A 22,784-nucleotide genomic window follows, 5' to 3' on the forward strand; every position below is an offset into this window, starting at 1 on the left:
TTAAACTGTATCTTAGTCAATCTTAAACCTTTACCAAAAATGAAAATTACACTTTCTTTTTTATTGCTATTCTCGGTTCTATTACTAAACGCACAGACCAATACCTATCAAATTTCTTTCGAGAACGCCGAACATCATGAAGCAATTATTGAAGCCTCTTTTCCCGATTTAACTTCGGACACCGTTGAGTTCCGGATGAGCAGGACTTCTCCCGGGCGGTATGCCCTACATGAATTTGCCAAAAACGTATATGGCTTTAAAGCCACGGACGGTAAAGGAAACGCTTTGACGGTTACCAGACCTAACCCCTATGCTTGGAAAGTTAGCGGACACGACGGAACCATCAACATAAAATACGTTTTGTTTGCCAATAGAGGGGGCGGCACTTACTCCCAAGTGGACGAAACACATGCCCACCTGAATATCCCTGCGACTTTTATGTTCGCCCCAACATTGGAGGACCGACGCATCGAGGTAACTTTTAATGTCCGTGAAGACTTAGGTTGGAAGGTCGCTACGCAACTTCCATTGGTTTCGGGAACTACCTACTCGGCACCAGACCTTTATTATTTTATGGACAGCCCTGCGGAAATCAGCAATTATATGCTTCGCTCGTTTAAATTGGATGGAAAGACCATCAGTCTTGCATTGCATCACAATGGCACGGAAGAAGAAGCCGATGAGTATTTTGAAAAGATAAAGAAAATAGTCTTGGCGGAGAAAGAAGTTTATGGCGAATTGCCCGATTTTGACTACGGAAGCTACACCTTTTTGGCCTGCTATATCCCAAATGCCTCTGGTGATGGCATGGAGCATAGGAACTCCACCATTTTAACAAGCACGCGCAGTTTGGCCAACGGTGGAATGGAGCGCAACATTGGAACAGTATCCCACGAGTTTTTTCACGCTTGGAACGTGGAGCGTATACGTCCTAAAGCTTTGGAACCTTTTGACTTTGAAGAAGCCAATATGAGCGGTGCACTTTGGTTTGCTGAAGGGTTTACCAGTTATTATACCAATTTGATTCTTTGTAGAGCCGGTTTAATAACGCCCGCAGTATATGTGGAAGGTTTGGCCGGAACGTTCAATTATGTTTGGAACTCTCCCGCACGGCAATTTTTCAACCCTATTGAAATGAGCTTCCAAGCCCCTTTTGTGGACGCAGCCACCTCCGTAGATCCGGTAAACCGCGAAAACATGTTTATTTCTTACTACTCCTACGGTAGTGTTTTGGGTTTGGCATTAGATCTATCTCTACGCGAAAAAGGATTGAACTTGGATGATTATATGAAGTCGATCTGGAAAAAATATGGCAAACCCGAAATTCCATATACCATTCAAAACCTACATGATGCCTTAAAAAAATACGCAGGAAATACTTTTGGTGACGATTTCTTCAATAATTACATCTATAAAAGTGAAATGCCCGACTATAAAAAACTTATGGAGTCCGTTGGCGTTGTATTGGAGCAACCCGAAACCTATCCCTATTTTGGTGCATATGTTTCCATGTTGCCCGATAGATCCGGCTATAAAATTCTCAGAAACACAAAAATTGGCAGTCCTGCCTACCAAGCCGGTCTAGACAATGGGGATGTAGTTCTTAGTATAAATGATAAACCCTTTTCCGAAGACCAATCTTTTGAGGATTACCTAGACCATTTCAGTATAGGAGAGCCTTTACTGGTAACATTCGCGAGGTACGGAGAGGAAAAAACTACAGAAATGGTTTTGACCCCAAGTCCGGATTATATATTTAGTTTGATGGAGGATAAAGAGCAACAACCATCAAAAAAAATGCTTGAGCAAAGAAAGGAATGGCTTACCATTAAGTTATAATAAAAAAAGCCGCTCTAAAGAGCGGCTTTTTTTGCGAATGAATTCATTTATTTTAATCGGCTAGGACGATTACTTTATTGTCCTTCATCTCCACGGTACCACTCGATATTGCCAAAACTGTTTCCCCATTGTTTCCTTTGGAAAACTTATCGGCAAAATCCTCATCAATGGTGATGTTACCTTTCACTTTTACATTTCCAGCTTGTAATAGGGACACGATAGGTGCGTGGTTCTCCAACATCTGGAACTCTCCATTTACTCCTGGTACGGTAACCGAGGTTACGTCTCCTGAGAATAAAGTAGCTTCGGGTGATACTATTTCTAAATACATATTTATTAGTATTGAGATATTAGATGTGAGTATTGAGATATGAGTAAAAAGAAATCTAACTACTCAATACTAGCATCTGAAATCTTTTTTTAGGCTTCCGCCAACATTTTCTCTCCAGCCTCGATAGCTTCCTCGATGGTTCCTTTAAGGTTGAAAGCAGATTCCGGTAGGTGATCCAATTCACCGTCCATGATCATATTAAATCCTTTGATGGTCTCTTTAATATCAACCAATACCCCTGGAATACCTGTAAACTGCTCAGCTACGTGGAAAGGCTGAGATAAGAAACGTTGCACACGTCTAGCTCTACCTACGGCCAATTTATCTTCTTCAGAAAGTTCTTCCATACCCAAGATGGCAATAATATCCTGAAGCTCTTTATAACGTTGCAACAACTCTTTTACACGCTGTGCACAATCGTAGTGCTCTTTACCCAAAATCTCTGGAGTCAAGATCCTAGAAGTGGAATCCAAGGGATCCACAGCAGGATAAATACCCAACTCGGCAATTTTACGGGATAGTACGGTTGTTGCATCCAAGTGAGCAAATGTTGTAGCTGGTGCAGGATCCGTCAAGTCATCCGCAGGAACGTAAACCGCCTGTACAGATGTAATGGAACCTCTTTTGGTTGATGTAATCCTTTCCTGCATGGCACCCATCTCTGTTGCCAATGTTGGCTGGTAACCTACCGCAGATGGCATACGACCTAAAAGTGCGGACACCTCTGAACCTGCTTGGGTGAAACGGAAAATGTTATCTACGAAGAAAAGAACGTCCTTACCTTGTCCTTCTCCCGACCCATCACGGAAATATTCAGCAATCGTCAATCCAGACAATGCCACACGAGCACGTGCTCCTGGTGGTTCGTTCATCTGACCGAACACGAAAGTTGCTTTGGACTCCTTCATTGCGGCTTTGTCCACTTTGGACAAATCCCATCCTCCTTCTTCCATGGAGTGCAAGAAATCGTCTCCGTATTTTATAATACCGGACTCCAACATCTCACGAAGCAAATCGTTTCCTTCACGAGTACGCTCTCCAACACCTGCGAACACAGACAAACCACCGTGACCTTTTGCAATGTTGTTGATCAACTCCTGGATCAATACGGTTTTACCTACCCCGGCACCACCGAACAATCCAATCTTACCACCTTTTGCGTAAGGCTCGATAAGGTCGATAACCTTGATACCTGTGAAAAGTACTTCTGTGGAAGTGGAAAGGTCTTCAAATTTTGGTGCTTCCCTGTGAATTGGAAGTCCATTGTCTCCAGTTTTAGGCAGTTCCTCCAAACCATCGATGGCATCACCGATCACATTGAAAAGACGTCCGTAAACATCTTCACCGATTGGCATTTGGATTGGATTTCCGGTAGCTACTACCTCTACACCTCTGCTCAATCCATCGGTAGAGTCCATAGAAATGGTCCTTACTGTATTCTCACCAATGTGTGATTGTACTTCCAAAACCAATCTTGAGCCATCAGCTTTTGCAATTTCAAGGGAGTCATAAATTCTTGGGATCTCTACCCCTGATTCAAACTCAACATCAATGACCGGGCCTATAATTTGGGCAACCTTACCTGTTACTTTAGACATTAGTATGTTTATTTATAATTGAATACGCGGAAAATAACCGCTATTTTTTCGGCTGCAAAGATATGCTTTTACATTCTTATTCAGAAACTGATTTTCAGTTTTTTTTAAAGAAAAAAGGCGTTGGAAAACCCAACGCCTTTACTTTTTCTTTTTTACTGCGGTTTAAGGGTTTATGGTCCAGGACAGATAATATATAGAACCTACAAAACCAGTACCGATCGCCGTGTAATATTCATCTCCCAAAATATTGGAACCACCTACTTTAAAGACAGATTTTAGAGATGGTACGGAATAATTGAGCTGTGCATCCAGTACGGTAAACGCAGGAATATCACCATCGGCAAATGATGCTTCCCAGAAATAGCTATCGCTCCACCTGTAGTTTACATTGAATCCAAAGTTTTTGAACAACTCCGAATTTCCAAATGAAGCTTTCACCTTATGCTTTGGAGTGTTAAAGTTTGTTCTTAAGTCAGGATATTTCCCTTCATCTATATCCAATTCAGCGAATGTATAGTTTACGCCAAGATCAAAGTTTCCTATTTTGGTATCTACCCCAAGAGTAGCGCCATAAGAATTTATATCGGCCTCTGAGTTGGTATATGTTTGATATACTTGGTAATCTCCATTCTGTATAGCCAAGAGGGAAAGACCACCATCACCTGCTTCGCCATAAAAAGGTACAGCTGTAGTTGTGTTGGCCAAGAAATCGGAATAGCTATTGTAATATCCGCTTAAATCAATGGTAAACCTGCCCACTTGTCCCCGATAACCTGCTTCGTAAGCAGTAATTTCTTCAGGCTTAACAAGCGGCGTATTAACTGCCTCAGGAGCACCTGCTTGCAATGAGCTAGTTGAATAAGCGTTTTCGTAGGCTGCCCGACCAACAATTTCTACGGTAGCTGGTTGACCCAAATCATCTTGAGCTTTTTGACTTATATTAAAGGTACGCACATCCCTATCCAAATTAGCTGGTGCAGAACCTACCAAAATGGCACGACCCGCATTTAAACCAATAAACAAATCCTGTGTTGTCGGATTTCTAAAACCTTGTTGCACGGAAACCCTAAGGTTATGGTTACGCTCCTCTCCCAACGTGTAGGCAAAAGAAACCCTTGGTGAAAGGAAACCATCAAAAAACTCATTTTTATCGTAACGTGCAGACCCTGTGAATTTTAGACGATCGTCCAAAAACTTCTTTTGCACTTGAAGATAAGCACCATATTCGTTGTACTTAATGGGTCCATCGATATCGGTAAAAATGGTTCCGTTGGAGTTCAGTTCATATTCCCTAAACGAACCTCCTATTTGAACATCTGCCCAATCATCAATTAAATGAGCCAGGTTATAGTTACCATTTACGTGACGGAATTTGGTCTTATCGATAAACTTGGCACCGGTCGTCAAGTCACCATCATTTACAACTGTATTAAAAGCACTTTGGAACGCAGGTGTGCCTGGAATTAATCGCCCTTGGTCGGCAGCTTGCCTACCAGCAATATGTGCTTGGGCCGAAGCCTGTTCAGGAGTAAGTCCTGCTCCTTGAATCCCTCCTAGATAAGTAGGAATATAAGCCCCGGCATAATCTGTAAACCATTGAGTATCGGATTTCCAAGCCCTATTCACATTGATTGCCGCAAAACGCGTGTCGTACGCATCCCCGGAGTTCTCGGATACGATATATCCTCGGATAAAGAAGTTGTCGTTTTTGATCTCCAACTTATGCTGCTGCATGGTAAAGCCTGATACTGCGTAACGGTTTGCCCCTTGATAGATGGTTGTCCCCCTACCTATTCTACTGTTCAAAATTATTTCAAGATCATCCGCAAACGGCCTGTAGTGCAACGCAAAATCAGATTTTATACTTTCTGCCCCGTAGTCGGCCAAATCCGCCTCATCATACCCTGTTCTTGATATCAAAGCAGTTCCAACCGTTCCTGTTGGGAAACCAGCTGCGGCATCAAAATCCAACAAGGTAGAAACCTCATCACCATAAACGTTCAATCCGTCGTAAGCTGGATTGGAACGATCGGCCCCTGGGTTGTTTAAATCTACGCGACTATTGGCATGCCAATCTTCGCCCGTTAGTACCGAAAGGTTCGCCTTTATCGCAAGCTTGTCGCTAAAAGCGTGGGCGGCACGCACTCCAAAATCCTTATAAAAATTACTGCCGGCGGCATCTTGGGTAGTTACCCCTGCCTTGGCATAAGCACTGATTCCTTGAAAATCGAAAGGATTTTTACTTCTCATAAACAGAATACCGTTAAAGGCACCTGCACCATAAAGTGCGGAAGAGGCCCCTGGAAGGATTTCTACACTTTGCACATCCAACTCGGACATACCCACTAAGTTACCAAGAACAAAGTTGAGCCCGGGAGCTGTATTGTCCATGCCATCCACCAATTGCAAAAACCTGTTATTGGCAAAAGTGGCAAAACCTCTGGTGTTAATGGACTGGAACGTTAAACTGTTCGTGTTTATATCCACCCCTTTTAAATTTTGGAGACCCCCATAAAACGACTCTGCCGTGGTATTCTTAATTTCCTTTAGACCGAATCTTTCTACGGATACCGGCGATTCGAAGATACGTTCCGGGGTCCTCGAGGCAGAAATAACGATTTCGTCCAACATTGTATTGGCTGCCGAAAGCGTAATGGAAAGTGTTTGGTTGTTAGATGTTACATCGGTGGTAAAATCTGAAAATCCTATACTCGAAAATTGAAGTTTGAACGGGGGTGTTTCCGAAGTATTAAATGTAAAGTTTCCATCAAAGTCCGTAGTGGTTCCTTCTGCTTTGCCCACCAAAACCACGTTGGCGCCTGGTATGGGTTCATTGTTTTCATCAACTACTTTTCCCTGAACCGTAGTTTGACCGTAGGTGGCCAAACCAAGCAGCATTAGGGAAACAAACATAAGTTTTTTCATTTGCTATGGATTAGAGTTAATTTAGTTTATGTGCTTGTTTGTATCAAATGGGAAGATACATTTTTTTTTATTCCAATTATACAAATTTGAAAAAAATTATGCATGCATAATACTTTTTTGGCAAAAAAAAGTATCCATATCTACGTTTTCAACAAAAAAAGGAGCCCATATCGGCTCCTTTCTCCTAAAAATATGTTTTAAAAATTTATTCTACCGTTACCGATTTGGCCAAATTTCTTGGCTGATCTACGTTACAGCCCCTCATTACCGCAATATGATAGGATAACAATTGCAATGGGATTGTTGTGAGCAGAGGGGAGAGACTTTCCGATGTCTCCGGCACTTCGATGACATGATCTGCCAGCTCCTTTACCGATTGATCTCCTTCTGTTACAATAGCAATGATCCTTCCTTTTCTGGATTTGATTTCCTGAATATTGCTGACCACTTTTTCGTAATGTCCCTTTTTGGTAGCTATAACCACTACGGGCATTTGTTCATCGATCAAAGCGATTGGGCCGTGCTTCATTTCTGCTGCCGGATAACCTTCTGCATGAATGTAACTGATTTCTTTTAGCTTAAGCGCTCCTTCCAAGGCTACCGGAAAATTGTACCCCCTGCCCAAATACAAGCAGTTGGCCGAATCTTTGTACGTTTCGGAAATTTCCTCTACCAAGGGGTTGGACAACAAGGCCTTTTCCACTTTGGCGGGCACCGCTTCCAATTCAGTTAAATATTCATGAAATTTAGACTGGGAAAGTGTTCCTTTTTCCTGTGCCAGTTTTAATGCGATCAAACTCAACACCGTAATTTGGGTCGTAAACGCCTTGGTCGATGCCACCCCGATTTCCGGTCCGGCATGGGTGTAGGCACCGGCATGTGTTTCTCTTGCTATGGAAGACCCTACAACGTTGCACACACCAAACACAAAAGCTCCTTTTTCTTTGGCCAATTTAATAGCTGCCAACGTATCGGCTGTTTCACCTGACTGCGATATGGCAATAAGGACATCGTTTTCGGTTATCACGGGATTCCTGTACCTAAATTCCGAAGCGTATTCGACCTCCACAGGAATTCGTGCCATGTCCTCAAAAATATACTCGGCCACCAGACCTGCATGCCATGATGTACCGCACGCAACTATTATAATTCTGTTTGCATTCAAGAATTTTTCAAGGTTTTGATCGATCCCCGCCATTTTTATGATGCCCTTATCGGCCAACAAACGACCTCTGTAGGTATCCATAATAGCCTTGGGCTGCTCATAAATTTCTTTGAGCATAAAGTGATCGTATCCTCCTTTCTCAATCTCTTCAAGATTGAGCTGCAACTCCATAATATTGGGATAGGCAATGGCATCATCCTTTATTTTTCGGAGTTTGATTTCCTTTCCGATACGCACAATGGCCATTTCTTCGTCTTCCAAATAAACGGCATTGTTCGTAAATTCTATAAATGGTGAAGCATCCGAAGCAATAAAATACTCGTTCTCTCCTATGCCGATGGCAAGTGGACTTCCCAACTTGGCCACTACGATCTCATCTGGTTTGTTCTTGTCGAAAACAGCAATGGCATAAGCTCCAACAACCTGATTCAATGCTATCTGCACTGCTTTGCCCAGCTTAACCCCTTCTTTTTTCTTAACTTCTTCTATTAGATTGATGAGCACTTCGGTATCCGTATCGGATTCAAAAGAATACCCTCTTTTTATCAAAGCCTGTTTAATGGACTCGTAGTTTTCTATGATTCCATTGTGTATAATCACCAAGTCGCCAGAATTTGAATAATGGGGATGCGAGTTTACATCGTTCGGCACGCCGTGTGTAGCCCATCTTGTATGGCCCAAGCCCAACTTACCTTTTAGAGGTATCGTGGTCTCCGCCTTGTTTTTTAAATCCTCTACTTTGCCCTTGGTTTTGGCCAAATGGATGTCTTCTCCATCGAAAAGAGAAACACCGGCACTGTCGTACCCTCTATATTCGAGTCGCTGTAACCCTTTGATTATAATTGGATAGGCATCTCTATGACCTATATAACCGACTATTCCACACATAAGATTTTTTTTAATTAATAACCATCTGGGGGATTGGTCCTCAAATTTAAAATGTATACGTTAAAATATACCGTTCTGGTTCTTTAAAACGACAAACGTTTAAAAAACTACGATAAATACAAGGTTAGTTGGCCTTAGTGTAGTAGATTTCAAGCTTTAGCTTTCGGTCTTCTTCTTCTGGTGCAACATTACTTCCATAAAGTATAGTTCCCAATGGGCTCATTGCGGCACCAACCGGATAATCTATCTCTTGCATGTCGCTCCCGAGCGCTTCTTGAACCGCGGTTAAAGCAATGTTCGGGGTTAAGGTCAAGCCCAATTTAGCGTTTACAGAATCCCTAACGATTATATTATTGATGTGCTCCGTAATACGAACCGTGTATTTTACACCTTGATTGTTGCTGGACTGCAACACTCCGTCGTGGCTCGCAAAATATCGCAACGAATTTGGTCCAGAATTCGGCGTTACATCCTCGTTGGCAATATTGTACAAAGGCAGATTGGTTTCTGCGTTGTACAGATAAAGCCTTGGCGGTTCGACCACGGAAGTTCCCAATGTCTCGCGATCCACGTAGAACACCAAATTTGCCTCGTTAATGATCCAATTGTTCTGCTTGATTTCATTGATGATCGTAGCGCCTCCGTTTTCCACTTCATCGAACAAACGAACCTCGGCAAGAGTGGCCCCTCCTTTTACATAAATTCGAGAAGCATTCTCTTCGGAATTCAATGCGCTCTCAATTTGTGAAGGAAGCATGTCGTTTTCGAACACGTTAACCGCATTTCCAGTAATCTGACCATTGGTATTGGCTACCAACAGACGAAGTGTAAAATCTTTCTCAGCGACCACAACTTCCTCAGTCTCGGCATCATAATCGTTATACTCGTAGGTAATAGTGATGTTGGCTTGGGTCAAATCCAACAAGAACATAAGTTGCTCCATATCGGACCCCGCTAAGTGGATACCTCTTATAAAATTTCTAAAATTGGATTGCCTCAACAACTCAGGCTGACCTTCTTTATCCAAAATGTTCTGTTGAAAAAAATCCGGGTTTAGGGGAATTCGAATGCCTGGGGCAATTCTACTCTCTACAACTGTTTGTGATTCATCTACATCTGCCGTATCGGGGTCATCTTCGGCAAAAACCAAGGTTTCGATATCGTCAATGGTTACCGTTTTTTGACCTTCGATTGACAATTCTTCGCCAATAAAAGCCGAAAAATCCTGATTGGAGTAATATTCCTGGGCTTCTTCAAAATTAGAATTCGGGTCCAAATCGCGCAAGAAGTAATTAGATTTGGAAACTGTCAATTCAAAAGTTTGGGTCCTATCGCCATATATACTGTCCAAATCAAACCTATTGGGATAAATATTGGCAACAAATCCTTCGGCGGTGCCATCTTCGTTTGGGTCGTACGGATTGGAGCCAATGATTCTTTCCTGGTTATCGGTGACACCATCGCCATCGTAATCAGAATTTGGGTCTTCCGCATCCTCGCCACTTTCCAGTTCATCCGGAATACCATCACCATCAGAATCCGGCGAGGGGGCTGTTTGAAAAGGTATGGTCAAAAACACTTCTTTCACGGTTTCGTTTTCCTCTACCGTTGTGGCATTATCGTCCGAGTCGGCCGTATCCTCCACCTCTTGCCTCAGGTCTCCAAAGGTTGGGGCTTCGGCGGACAATGCAAGTTGGGAAATTATGCTGGCTTTTCTTTGTCCATATACAGGGTCATTGAATGTACCCAGTTGGTACAAAGGCAATTTATTGGTCTGCACGGCAGTTATGCCTTTATTAAAGGCAAAAACATCGTACTCTACTTTACCCGTACTGAAGGGTTCTCCTGCAACAACACCTTCGCCAATGGTGTCTATTTCATCATCACACGAAGCGATCAGCAAAAACAAAGTTCCAACAAGTGTCGCAACTTTGGTAATCTTGGAAAATCTCATTCAAACTATTTTAGAACCTCTGTATTATAGAAATTTGTGTATGCCTCCTCTGCTTCTTGAAGCGGGACATAAGGCAATACTGGTACGGAAAGATTATCTATGTGGTTTTTTAAATCCTCGGACAAATCCTCCGCGGCTAAAATAACGGCATCGGAATGATCTACGGCAACCTTTAACAAATTATTATACTCGGGCTTGGCAAGAACGGAAACTTCCTCTTTATCAATACCATCGAAAGCTATTTTGTTGATCATTTCGGCATCCAGCTCACCTTCAAAATCCTTGCCGTAAACGGAAGTAACAATTCTACTATCGGCGAACAAGGGTTCATCAGCATAATATTTTCTGAGGTAAAGTGGCACCATAGAGGCCATCCATCCATGAACGTGGATAATATCTGGAGACCAGTTCAATTTTTTTACGGTTTCCACAACACCTTTGGCAAAAAAGATGGCGCGTTCGTCGTTATCCGGGAACAAATTCCCATCGGCATCTGCAAATGTTGCCTTTCTTTTAAAATACTCATCGTTATCAATAAAGTAGACCTGAATCCGTTCTTTTGGTATGGAGGCCACCTTAATGATCAAGGGCATATCCATGTCGTTGATCACCAGGTTCATCCCCGATAAACGTATTACCTCATGTAATTGATGCCTTCTTTCGTTAATATTTCCATACCTTGGCATAAATATCCGTATTTGCCCACCATTACTGTTCACCATTCTAGGTGCTTCGTAAGACATTAAGGAAACAGGATTCTCTGGGAGGTAGGGAACTAATTCAGAAGATACAAACAATACCTTTTTACCATTCATAAACGCTTTCTTTTGTTTATCTGAAAAACATAGCTGCAAAAGTACAAAAATTATGCTGATTAGCTGTATTTGTAGTATTTTTGCACCCTTTTGTACCTGTATATGAAGATTTTCGACCGTAAAAAAGAACTCAATGCCTTTAGTTTGGAGGAGCGCAGAAAAGACCGCACCATTGGTCTTGTCCCCACTATGGGCGCATTGCACTCCGGTCATATTTCGTTGGTAAAAAAAGCCTTGGCCGAAAATGATTTTGTGATAGTCAGCATTTTCGTAAATCCCACCCAATTCGACAAAAAGGATGATTTGGAAAAATATCCGAGAACTTTCCAAAAAGATGTAAGCCTTTTAAAAGAAGTATCTGAAAACATAGTTGTTTTTGCACCAACGGTAGATGAGATTTATGCCGGAAACCTTAAATCCGAATCTTACGAGTTCGATGGGTTGGACAAAGTAATGGAAGGCGAATTTAGAACAGGACATTTTGACGGTGTCGGCACTATTGTGGAGCTTTTGCTGCGAACTGCCGAACCTAACAAAGCCTATTTTGGAGAAAAAGATTTTCAGCAATTACAGATAATCCGAAAAATGGCCGAAACAAAAGACCTCCCATATACCATAGTAGGATGTGCCATTGAGAGGGAACCCCATGGACTTGCCATGAGTTCCCGAAACGAAAGGCTCTCTAAAGAAACCCGCGAACAGGCCAGTTTCATTTACAAAACCTTACAGACTGCCAAAGCTAAAATTGGCACGAAAAGTGTTAAAGATATTACGGATTGGGTCACTTCTGAATTTGAAAAACAACCCTTGTTCGATTTGGAGTATTTTGAAATAGCCGATGAAAACACATTGACACCCGCTTTAAAAATTCAGGACAACCAAAAATATAGGGCGTTCATTGCCGTTTATGCGGATGGCGTTCGCCTAATTGATAATCTAAGATTGAATTGATATTTTTGCACCATGCAAGTAGAAGTCGTAAAATCTAAAATTCACCGAGTAAAAGTTACCGGGGCAGACCTAAATTATATAGGAAGCATTACCATTGATGAAGATCTTATGGATGCCGCCAATATTATTAGAGGCGAGAAAGTGCAGATCGTGAACAATAACAACGGCGAACGATTGGAAACTTATGCCATTCCCGGACCAAGAGGTTCCGGTGAGTTGACATTGAACGGTGCCGCTGCCCGAAAAGTGGCGGTCGGCGACGTATTGATCCTAATTACCTACGCTTGGATGGATATCGAAGAAGCAAAAACATTTAATCCAGCATTGGTGTTCCCGAACGAGGAAAACAATCTACTCCAATAAATTTTGGGCAAATCCCTAAAAAAATTCCTTAAGATATTTGTACCCATTGGATTTGGGCTTTTCTTGGTTTGGTACTCCTACAACTCCACCACACCGGAAGAACGCAATCAAATTATCCATTACATTTCCAATGCAAGCCCATTCTGGGTGGTAATCTCCGTAATTATAGGCATACTGAGCCATATTTCCCGTGCCATTCGCTGGAAATATCTCTTGGAACCCATGGGTTACAGGCCAAAAACCTCAAATACCATATTTATTGTCCTCATATCCTATTTTGCCAACTTGGGAATACCACGTTCAGGAGAAATATTGAGGGCAACAGCACTTACCACCTACGAAAAAGTTCCATTTGAAAAAGGTTTCGGTACAATCGTTACTGAAAGAGTAGTCGATTTATTGATGCTCTTGACCATCATTCTAGTTACTCTGGTGCTCCAAACCGATTTTATCCTTGGGTTTTTAGAAGAAAAAGGAGTCAATTTCGTAGGCGCTATCACTATTTTGTTAGCAGGTATAATAGGGCTGTTCCTGGGGTCGTACATAATTCGCAAATCAAAATCCCCTTTGGCCCTTAAGCTAAAAGAGTTTCTATCCGGCCTGCAGGATGGAGTGCTCAGTGTTTTTAAAATGAAGAACAAATGGCCGTTTATCCTTCATACTCTTTTTATCTGGACCGCCTATTTTGGCATGTTCTGGGTCATTAAATATACTGTGGAAGAAACCATCCCGTTATCCTTGGGCGAACTATTGGTCGCTTTTGTCGCGGGAGCCTTCGCCATGTCCACAACCAATGGCGGAATAGGCCTGTACCCTATCGCCGTTAGTGCCGCATTGGGCATTTATGGAATAAGTTCTGTTTCTGGTGATGCCTTTGGCTGGATCATGTGGATCGCCCAAACTATTATGGTGGTTGTTTTCGGCACAATATCCTTTGTTGTATTACCGTTATTGAATAGAAATCGGTAAGCCCCAGCCGCCTAAATCTTAACCAATGAAAAAATGTCTATTTCTATTGATAGGCTTCACTTGTTTTAACCTAAGCGCTCAAGTGACAAAGGAGATTTTCGAATCCTTCAAACTTCAAGAACGAAGGGATGTCTCCTACTATTTTCCTGAAGACTATACCGAAGAAAAATCATATCCGTTGATCGTGGTTCTCGATGCCGACTACCTTTTTGATTTGGTTGTTGCCAACGTTAAATTCCAAAGTCGATTGGACCGCATGCCCGAGGCCATCGTGGTTGGAATCCACCAAGCAGAAAACGATCTAAGATGGGAAGATTGCGATTATGATGAAGCCTCAGGATTACCGACCGAAAAAGGTAAAATGTTCTATGAGTTTTTGGGAACGGAATTAATTCCCTACATGGCCACTACATATAAAATTGCCCCCTTTAAAATGTTCGTGGGGTACGATATCACTGCGAATTTTGGCAACTTTTATTTGTTCAAGGACAATTCATTCTTTAACTCTTTTGTGAGTATCTCACCGGTACTGGCAACCGAAATGGAGAATCGTGTCCCCGAGCGTTTGTCCGCATTGGACCAAACTATTTTTTATAATCTAATTGTAGAAAAGGCGCCATCGGACGACAGACAGCGCATACTGCAAATGAACCACAGCATCAATTCCATAAAAAAAGAATCGTTGCACTATTTTTTTGATGAATACGAGGAGGCTGATCACGAATCCATCGCAGCTTACGGGATCAGCAAAGCATTCGATAACGTATTCAAAATATATAGACCAATAACCCCCGAGGAATACAAAACTGAGATTGTTACTTCCGAAGAGCCCGTATTTGACTACTTGGAAAACCGATACAACACCATTGAAGATCTATTTGGGTTTGAAAAACAAGTGGAACTCAACGATATTATGGCCATTTATGCCGCTTGCTTAAAAAAACAAGACTACGATTCCTTAAAGCCATTGGCCGATCTATGCAAAAAAGAATTCCCAGAAACCATGATGGGGTTTTATTTTGAAGCAGAACACTATGAGTTCATCGGTGAGCCAAAAAAGGCATTTAAAGCATTTGAAAAGGCGTTTCAAATGGAAGAAATCGACTTTTTGACCAAAGATTTGGCTCTGGACAAGATAGATGCTCTGAAAGCAGACTTTGGGTACTAAATTGATCGATTATTGGGTTATTGGATTTATTGGGTATTGACCACTTGGAGTACTCGATCATACAACTCCAAGAATCTATTGCTCCGAAAATCCAAGAATCCAATTCGCAATTCCATATCTTTAGGCTCCTCATTTTATTTTGAATGGCCAAGACCAAAACAGCATTTTTTTGTCAAAACTGTGGAGCTCAATTCCCAAAATGGATCGGGCAATGTTCCTCTTGCAAGGAATGGAACACCATTGTAGAAGAAGTTGTCCAAAAAGAGGACAAAAAAGGGTGGAAAACAGATCGGCCCGCCAACACCTCCAATAAGCCGCTTCGTGTTTCCGAAATAACACAGGAAAAGGAACTCCGCTTGGACACCAAAGACCAAGAGTTCAACCGCGTGTTGGGCGGTGGATTGGTACCAGGGTCTTTAACCTTATTAGGGGGGGAACCCGGTATTGGAAAAAGTACCTTGTTGCTTCAGATTGCGCTAAAACTGCCCTATAAAATACTTTATGTGTCGGGGGAGGAGAGTCAAAGACAAATTAAAATGCGAGCAGACCGTATTCAACCTAAGAGCGAGAATTGCTACATCCTTACCGAGACCAAAACACAAAATATATTCCAACAGATTGCCTCTATTGAGCCCGATTTAGTGGTCATCGACTCTATTCAGACCCTGCACACGGATTATATCGAATCCGCTGCGGGGAGCATTTCCCAAATCCGGGAATGCACCGCGGAACTGATCAAATTTGCCAAGGAAAGTCATACTCCTGTTATTTTGGTAGGGCATATCAACAAAGATGGCACCATTGCAGGCCCCAAGATTTTGGAACATATGGTGGATACCGTTCTTCAGTTTGAAGGAGACCGCAATTATGTATATCGCATTCTCCGTTCTCTTAAAAACCGCTTTGGTTCCACTGCCGAACTGGGCATTTACGAAATGCAAGGAAGCGGCCTGCGTGAAGTAAACAATCCTTCTGAGGTTTTGATTTCCAAGAGCGACGAAGATCTTAGTGGTACGGCAATAGCGGCCACGGTGGAAGGTATGCGACCCTTGTTGATAGAAATTCAGGCCTTGGTTAGCACAGCGGTCTACGGAACACCACAACGTTCCGCTACAGGTTTCAACGCCAAACGATTGAACATGCTATTGGCCGTTTTGGAAAAACGCGCAGGTTTTAAGTTAGGGGCAAAAGATGTTTTTTTAAACATCACTGGGGGAATATCCGTGGATGATCCTGCCATTGACCTGGCTGTTATGGCCGCCATCCTATCCAGCAATTCCGATATCGCCATAGAAAAAGGCGTTTGTTTTGCAGCAGAAGTCGGACTTGCGGGAGAAATTAGGCCAGTGCAACGAGTAGATCAGCGCATTCTCGAAGCCGAAAAATTGGGCTTTTCCAAAATATTTGTCTCCAAAAACAACAAAATAGGCCTAAAACAATCCGGCATACAGATTCAAAAAGTATCCAAGATCGAGGACGTCGTTGCTCATCTCTTTGGTTGATCAAGGAGCAGGGTTTGGAATGGCGCTGTGTATTTCCTCAATGCCATCCAATACCTCATCGGAAAGGTCCACATCGATACTGGCGATGTTTTCCTTGAGTTGTTCCATAGTGGTAGCACCAATGATATTGCTCGTTAAAAATGGTCGGGTATTTACAAATGCCAAGGCCATTTGAGCGAGGCTAAGATTGTGTGCCTTGGCCAAGTCAGCATATTTTTGTGTGGCCTGTGTAGCAGTTTCTCCACTATAGCGACTATAGTTTGGGAATAATGTTATCCGTGCTTTTCTAGGTGGGATTTCGGTAAGGTATTTACCGCTCAGCACCCCAAATCCAAGAGGAGAGTACGCCATTAAACCAATTTGTTCCCTCATCGAAATTTCGGAAAGACCTACTTCAAAAAGTCGGTTAAGGAGGCTATACGGGTTCTGAATGGTGCGCATTCGGGGCAATCCTTGGTGGACTTTGCTCTCCTCCAAATAGCGCATGGTGCCCCAAGGGGTTTCGTTGGACAATCCTACGTGCCTAATCTTACCTTCGGCAATCAAATCTCGTAGGGTCTCCAAAACTTGGTGTATGTTGTCGTCCCAAACATCAACAGCATGGGCATTGTAACCTCTTTGACCAAAATAATTGGTATTCCTTTCTGGCCAATGGAGTTGGAACAGGTCAATATAATCGGTCTGTAATCGCCTTAGGCTTCCTTCTACCGCACCAACCAAAGCTTCTTTACTGAACCCGGTACTTCGAATATGGTTTGCGACCTGCCCCGGTCCTGCAATTTTTGAAGCCAAGACCACCCTATCCCGATTCCCAGTTTTTTTGAACCAATTCCCGATCAATTCTTCTGTAACGGCATATAATTCCTTTTTGGCCGGAACGGGATATAATTCTGCCGTATCAAAAAAGTTAACGCCTTGGTCTAGGGCATAGTCCATTTGCTCCTGCGCTTCCTCTTCATTGTTTTGGCGCCCCCAGGTCATGGTGCCCAAGCAAATTTTGCTGATTCGGATATCGGTATGCGGGATTCTGGTATACTTCATTTTTTACAAATTAGGACGGTTAACGATTGGGGCTCTCAAACCCAACCATCTTACTTTCTACCTTTAGAATAGCATTATTTTTCAACCTCCAATAAAATGGGGCAGTGATCACTATGTTTGGCTTCGGACAAGATCACAGAACGCTTTAACCGATCTTCCAAAGGATCGGCCACCATGCCATAATCCAAACGCCAGCCTTTGTTGTTGGCCCTGGCATTGGCGCGGTAACTCCACCAGGTGTAATTATCGGGTTCCTTATTGAAATGCCTAAAACTGTCAATAAAGCCACTTTTCATAAAATTGCCGATCCATTCGCGTTCCACAGGCAAGAATCCCGATACGTTTTTGTTTCGGACAGGATCATGAATATCTATAGCTTCATGACAAATATTATAGTCTCCCAACACAATTAAATTGGGACGTTCTTTCCGAAGCTCATCTGCATATTTCTGAAAATCGTCCATATACGTCAATTTAAAATCCAGGCGATCCATATTGGTGCCGGATGGCAAGTACATGCTCATTATGGAAAGGTCTCCGTAGTCGGCTCGGATATTTCTTCCTTCATGATCCATGTAGTCGATACCCGTACCAAATTCCACATGGTCCGGCTCCTCTTTACAAAGTAAAGCCACGCCACTATATCCTTTTTTTTGGGCGCTGAACCAATAATTATGGGAATATCCTGCCTCTTTAAAAACAGTAGTATCCAATTGCTCCTCCATGGCCTTGGTCTCCTGCAGGCAAACCACGTCAGGGCTCACCGTTTCCAACCATTCCACAAATCCTTTTTTAAGCGCTGCCCGAATACCGTTTACATTGTAGGATACAATTTTCATATACTCAATTTTGTTCAAAAATAGCTATTGTGAACGGCTCCTTAAAATTGAATTTACCTATGAATCTATCAATGGAATGAATTGATGTCCCTTTTTTTGATCTTTTCGTTTACTTTTAAGCCAAAAAGCTTCCTCATGACAGCACTTGTTCTAATCGATGTCCAACGCGGACTACAAGAAATCGGGTTTTACGGCACAGAAAGAAACAATATGGATGCCGAGGAAAATTGCGGAAGGTTATTAACGTTCTTCAGGAAAAAACAATGGCCCATCTTCCATGTAAAACATAATTCCACCGACCTTGGTTCCCCTTTGCACCCAAGTAAAGTAAGTAACTCTTTTCATCCGGCCGTGGAACCTATAATCAATGAACCGATTTTTGAGAAAACGGTGAACAGTGCTTTTATTGGCACTGAACTGGAGGCTCGATTAAGAACAGAGCACATCACTAATTTAGTGATAGCGGGTCTAACGATAGAACATTGCATTTCCACCTCGGTAAGAATGGCGTCGAATTTAGGTTTTAACGTTATTTTGGTTTCCGATGCGACCGCTGCCTTCGATAAAATAGGACACGATGGCAACACATACGCTGCTGATGTTATTTTCCACGCAGAACTGGCCAACCTTAAAGATGAGTTCGCAACGATAAAGGATACCGACACCATATTGAAAGAACTTGATCATTAGTCCCTATTTTTACAACTCTAATAATTCTGTTATTCTTATGGTAAGATCAGCATCATTTTTTTTATTATGTTTCTTCCTTGCAATCGTACAATTGTTCAGTCAGTCCGAACCGCTTAAAATTGGAATCGCAGGACTTACGCATACCCATGTTCATTCGATTTTGGGCCGCGATGCCATTGGCGACATCAAAATTGTGGGCATTGCAGAGCCAAATCGTAAGCTTGCCCAACAATATGCCGATCAACACGGGTTTTCCATGGATTTGGTGTACAACAGCCTAGAAGAAATGATTGCCGCCACCCAACCACAGGCAGTAACCGCATTTGGCAACATATTCGATCATTTGGAAGTAGTTCAGACCTGTGCACCAAAAGGAATCCATGTTATGGTAGAAAAACCATTGGCGGTAAATATGCGACATGCCAAAAAAATGAAAGCGCTTGCACAAGAACACCGTATACATCTGCTCACCAATTACGAAACCACTTGGTACCCGACCAACCATAAAGCAAAAACCCTCTTGGACAATGGCGAAATTGGAGACCTTAAAAAAGTCGTTGTCCGCGATGGTCATCGCGGACCCGTAAAAATTGGGATTAACGAAGAATTTCTGGAGTGGCTCCAAGATCCCGTGCTCAATGGCGGTGGTGCCCTCACCGATTTTGGCTGTTACGGGGCAAATCTTATGACGTGGCTATTACAAGGCAAAAAACCAAATACCGTTACCGCTGTTACCCAACAATTACAGGCGGAAAACAATCCCGAAGTAGATGATGATGCCGTTATAATTCTTACTTATGACGACTGCCAAGCGGTATTACAACCTTCTTGGAATTGGCCCATAGGCAGAAAGGATATGGAACTTTATGGCTTAACAGGTGCTATTTATGCAGATAACAGAAATACACTTCGGGTAAGAACTGCAGAAGGTTATGATGGCTACCAAGAAGAAATCTCAATCTTAGAAGAAAGACCTTATCCCTACAACGACCCATTTTCACTTTTGGTTGCTGTGGTGCGCGGTTCCGTTGAGTTAAACCCAAATAATCTAAACGCGCTCGAAAACAATATGACCGTAGTGGAAATATTGGATGCTGCACGCAAAAGTGCAAAAACGGGTAAAACCATCAAACTAAAAAAATAACCTCTACCAACATTTGTTTCCAATGAGAGTCTTTGTTTCCCTATTATGTGTATCACTGCCCTTACTTTTACTGGGCCAGATTTCCCCAAAAGACTCCATAACCCAATTGGATGAAATTATTCTAGTCCAGAACGCCGTTCCAAAAAAAGCCACGGGAATCACTCCTTCTTCAAAAATTGACGGTCAAACCTTTGAGCGTTTCAACCCCACGGACATCCCTTCTGCCATCAATCAGATTTCGGGCGTTTATATTTTATCGGGAGCCATCAACACCAACCGCATAACAGTTCGGGGCATTGGAGCAAGGACACCATACGGAACCAATAAACTACGCATGTACTTTAATGGAATCCCTGTAACCAATGGTACCGGCTCTTCTACCATTGAAGCTTTCGACTTTGAAAACCTGGGTGCCATAGAGATCATAAAAGGACCTAAAGGTACTGCGTACGGCTCCAATCTTGGTGGAGCTTTTATTTTGGACACCAAAGCGTCCATTGAAAATAAGACGCAATTGACCAATACGTTTTCGGTCGGCTCGTATAACATGGTAAAGGACAACCTAACATTTTCGCATGCAGAAGATGGTCTTAAACTAAGTTTAAGCTATAATCATTTGGAAACCGATGGGTTTCGTCAGAACAATGAATTTGAACGTGATGGATTTTTACTGAACACACAATTCCGAACGGGAAGAAACAGTAGTTTGTCCTTTTTAATGAACTATATTGATTACACGGCCCATATTCCAAGCTCCATTAACCAAACGGTTTTTGATGAGGACCCTACCCGTGCTGCATCAAACTGGCTGGCCGCAAAAGGATATGAAGCTAACAAATATGTTTTAACGGGTCTCTCGCATACGTATCGATTTTCACAGCAGCTTCAGAACACAACCAGTATTTTTTATTCCTATTTGGACCATTACGAACCAAGGCCATTCAATATTTTGGATGATTTTACCAATGGGTTTGGTTTTAGAACCGTTTTTGAAGGCGATCTTGGCAAGGTTCAATTTACTTTTGGGAGTGAATTCTATAAAGATGAATACCACTGGGGCACGTATCAAAATTTATATGAGGAAAACAATGGCAATGGTAGTTTACAGGGAACTCAACTTAATGACAATATAGAATTCCGTCGACAATTTAACCTTTTTGGAACGCTTACCTATCCCATTACCTCTGCATTTTTGGTACAGGCCGGTCTCAACTTGAACAAAACCCATTACGACTATAGGGATTTGTTCAACCAAGAAGCAGAAAACGCATCGGCAGAGCGTGATTTTGATGCTATTTTACTTCCAAACCTTGGACTCAACTACCAATTAAAAAATGGAAAGATCTATGCGAACATTAGTCGGGGTTTTTCCAATCCCAGTTTGGAAGAAACATTGACTCCCGAAGGCGTCATCAACCCGGATATTGCACAAGAAACAGGTATAAGTTATGAGTTGGGAAGTGAGTTGTCGCTGTTTGAAAAGAGACTTACGGCCAACATTGTCCTATATCGAATGAACGTAAAAAACCTTTTGGTGGCCCAACGTGTAGGTGAAGACCAATATATTGGCAGAAATGCGGGAGAGACCCGCCATCAAGGGTTGGAACTGGACCTGCAGTATCAAGGCAAACTGTCTCGGTCCCTCACCTTTTCTCCTTATCTCAGCTATACTTTGAACGATCATAGTTTTTTGGATTTTGTGGACAACGACAACGATTATTCTGGAAATCCGCTCACGGGAGTCCCTAAAAATCGCTTAAGTTCAGGTATCGATTTTCGCCATTCGAATGGATTGCTGCTCCATCTTACCCATCAGTTTGTAGACGAAATTCCTTTAACGGATGCCAATACGATTAACAGCGATTCCTTTAACGTATTCCATATGAAGTTGGGATTCCGCACTTCACTTTCACAGAACATCAGTTTGGGACTGAACGCAGGTGTCAACAATATTTTTGACACCAATTATGCCCAATCTGTATTGATCAATGCGGTTGGTTTTGGCGGGTCGCAACCAAGATACTTTTACCCGGGAAATGGTCGGAATTTATTTGGAGGGATACAATTAAGCTATGTTTTTTAATATTTGATGCATGACACCTAGAATCGAAACTGTGCCGACCACATTTTTGATTGGCCAAAAAACGACAACATCTTTGGTCAGCGATAAGACCAGGGAACTTTGGCAAAGCTTCTCCCCAAGAAAAAAGGAAATAAAAAACTTGGCAAGTGAAGATCTATATTCCGTTGAAATCTATCCAGGTCCGGAATACTTTCAGCATTTTGACCCAACTATGGAGTTTGAAAAGTGGGCGGCCGTTGCCGTATCGGATTTTGATGAAATCCCGGAAAGCATGGATGTGCTAACCATCCCTTCGGGAGAATACGCTGTGTTTCACTACAGAGGAAAAACCAGTGAAGTCATGGAAATATTCAAGTACATTTATGGCGAGTGGTTCCCAACTTCTGGATTCACTATCGATCATAGGCCCCACTTTGCAGTAATGGGGAGTAAATACAAAGGAGAACATCCAGATTCCGAAGAAGATTTCTGGATACCGATCAAGAATACATAAAAAGATCATTGGAATTAATCCCAACA

At 42.4% G+C, this 22,784-nt stretch carries 18 protein-coding genes; 10 read left to right on the top strand and 8 right to left on the bottom strand.

Going from position 1 to position 22,784, the window contains the following annotated elements:
* The first annotated feature begins 39 nt into the window (after positions 1-39).
* On the top strand, positions 40-1,839 hold the full coding sequence (locus ABTP35_RS05330) for a PDZ domain-containing protein (protein ID WP_293298627.1): 1,800 nt from the start codon (positions 40-42) through the stop codon (positions 1,837-1,839).
* A 52-nt stretch (positions 1,840-1,891) separates the two neighbouring features.
* Here the strand turns inward: ABTP35_RS05330 and ABTP35_RS05335 are convergent, their stop codons facing one another.
* The 6 genes from ABTP35_RS05335 to ABTP35_RS05360 form a co-directional block, all read right to left on the bottom strand.
* Positions 1,892-2,170 (bottom strand): F0F1 ATP synthase subunit epsilon, encoded by a 279-nt coding sequence (locus ABTP35_RS05335; protein WP_224836209.1) that lies wholly within the window; start codon positions 2,168-2,170, stop codon positions 1,892-1,894.
* Positions 2,171-2,259: 89 nt separating this feature from the next.
* Positions 2,260-3,768, bottom strand: a complete 1,509-nt coding sequence (atpD, locus tag ABTP35_RS05340; RefSeq protein ID WP_293298624.1) for a F0F1 ATP synthase subunit beta — start codon at positions 3,766-3,768, stop codon at positions 2,260-2,262.
* A gap of 162 nt (positions 3,769-3,930) precedes the next feature.
* Positions 3,931-6,693 (bottom strand): TonB-dependent receptor domain-containing protein, encoded by a 2,763-nt coding sequence (locus ABTP35_RS05345; RefSeq protein ID WP_293298621.1) that lies wholly within the window; start codon positions 6,691-6,693, stop codon positions 3,931-3,933.
* Between the two features lie 205 nt (positions 6,694-6,898).
* A complete protein-coding gene (gene glmS / locus ABTP35_RS05350) occupies positions 6,899-8,746 on the bottom strand; it encodes a glutamine--fructose-6-phosphate transaminase (isomerizing) (protein WP_293298617.1) in 1,848 nt (615 codons plus the stop codon).
* Positions 8,747-8,870: 124 nt separating this feature from the next.
* Positions 8,871-10,700: a DUF4270 family protein gene (locus ABTP35_RS05355; protein WP_293298614.1), complete on the bottom strand. Its 1,830-nt coding sequence runs from the start codon at positions 10,698-10,700 to the stop codon at positions 8,871-8,873.
* Between the two features lie 5 nt (positions 10,701-10,705).
* On the bottom strand, positions 10,706-11,515 hold the full coding sequence (locus tag ABTP35_RS05360; protein WP_293298611.1) for a glycogen/starch synthase: 810 nt from the start codon (positions 11,513-11,515) through the stop codon (positions 10,706-10,708).
* Positions 11,516-11,617: 102 nt separating this feature from the next.
* Here ABTP35_RS05360 and panC point away from each other — a divergent pair, with 102 nt between their 5' ends.
* The 5 genes from panC (at position 11,618) to radA (ending at position 16,468) form a co-directional block, all read left to right on the top strand.
* The gene (panC, locus tag ABTP35_RS05365; protein ID WP_252080791.1) at positions 11,618-12,466 is read left to right on the top strand and encodes a pantoate--beta-alanine ligase; all 849 of its coding nucleotides are present in this window, start codon (positions 11,618-11,620) and stop codon (positions 12,464-12,466) included.
* A gap of 12 nt (positions 12,467-12,478) precedes the next feature.
* Positions 12,479-12,829, top strand: coding sequence for an aspartate 1-decarboxylase (gene panD, locus ABTP35_RS05370; RefSeq protein WP_224836202.1), 351 nt, complete (start codon positions 12,479-12,481; stop codon positions 12,827-12,829).
* A gap of 3 nt (positions 12,830-12,832) precedes the next feature.
* Positions 12,833-13,798 (top strand): lysylphosphatidylglycerol synthase transmembrane domain-containing protein, encoded by a 966-nt coding sequence (locus tag ABTP35_RS05375; protein WP_293298605.1) that lies wholly within the window; start codon positions 12,833-12,835, stop codon positions 13,796-13,798.
* A gap of 25 nt (positions 13,799-13,823) precedes the next feature.
* Positions 13,824-14,966 carry an alpha/beta hydrolase-fold protein gene (locus ABTP35_RS05380; protein WP_293298602.1) on the top strand — a complete coding sequence of 381 codons (1,143 nt, stop codon included), beginning with the start codon at positions 13,824-13,826 and terminating at the stop codon, positions 14,964-14,966.
* A 143-nt stretch (positions 14,967-15,109) separates the two neighbouring features.
* Entirely contained in the window at positions 15,110-16,468 is a 1,359-nt protein-coding gene (gene radA, locus ABTP35_RS05385) for a DNA repair protein RadA (protein WP_375334473.1), read from the top strand.
* Here radA and ABTP35_RS05390 read toward each other — a convergent pair whose 3' ends face one another.
* Together ABTP35_RS05390 and ABTP35_RS05395 are read right to left on the bottom strand one after the other, a co-directional pair.
* The gene (locus ABTP35_RS05390) at positions 16,469-17,509 is read right to left on the bottom strand and encodes an aldo/keto reductase (RefSeq protein ID WP_293298597.1); all 1,041 of its coding nucleotides are present in this window, start codon (positions 17,507-17,509) and stop codon (positions 16,469-16,471) included. It abuts the gene before it with no gap.
* A 74-nt stretch (positions 17,510-17,583) separates the two neighbouring features.
* Complete coding sequence (locus ABTP35_RS05395) at positions 17,584-18,348, bottom strand: exodeoxyribonuclease III (RefSeq protein ID WP_293298595.1); 765 nt, start codon at positions 18,346-18,348, stop codon at positions 17,584-17,586.
* 135 nt (positions 18,349-18,483) lie between these two features.
* Here ABTP35_RS05395 and ABTP35_RS05400 point away from each other — a divergent pair, with 135 nt between their 5' ends.
* From ABTP35_RS05400 to ABTP35_RS05415, 4 genes are read left to right on the top strand one after another with little or no spacing between them, the layout of a single operon-like run.
* Positions 18,484-19,038, top strand: coding sequence for a cysteine hydrolase family protein (locus ABTP35_RS05400; protein ID WP_293298592.1), 555 nt, complete (start codon positions 18,484-18,486; stop codon positions 19,036-19,038).
* A 37-nt stretch (positions 19,039-19,075) separates the two neighbouring features.
* Positions 19,076-20,182, top strand: coding sequence for a Gfo/Idh/MocA family protein (locus ABTP35_RS05405; protein ID WP_293298589.1), 1,107 nt, complete (start codon positions 19,076-19,078; stop codon positions 20,180-20,182).
* A 22-nt stretch (positions 20,183-20,204) separates the two neighbouring features.
* On the top strand, positions 20,205-22,265 hold the full coding sequence (locus tag ABTP35_RS05410) for a TonB-dependent receptor domain-containing protein (protein ID WP_293298586.1): 2,061 nt from the start codon (positions 20,205-20,207) through the stop codon (positions 22,263-22,265).
* A gap of 10 nt (positions 22,266-22,275) precedes the next feature.
* Positions 22,276-22,758, top strand: coding sequence for a GyrI-like domain-containing protein (locus ABTP35_RS05415; protein ID WP_224836193.1), 483 nt, complete (start codon positions 22,276-22,278; stop codon positions 22,756-22,758).
* The last annotated feature ends 26 nt before the right edge of the window (positions 22,759-22,784 follow it).

The sequence above is a fragment of the Flagellimonas alginilytica genome, from assembly GCF_042134605.1.
Taxonomy (GTDB): Bacteria; Bacteroidota; Bacteroidia; order Flavobacteriales; family Flavobacteriaceae; genus Flagellimonas; species Flagellimonas alginolytica.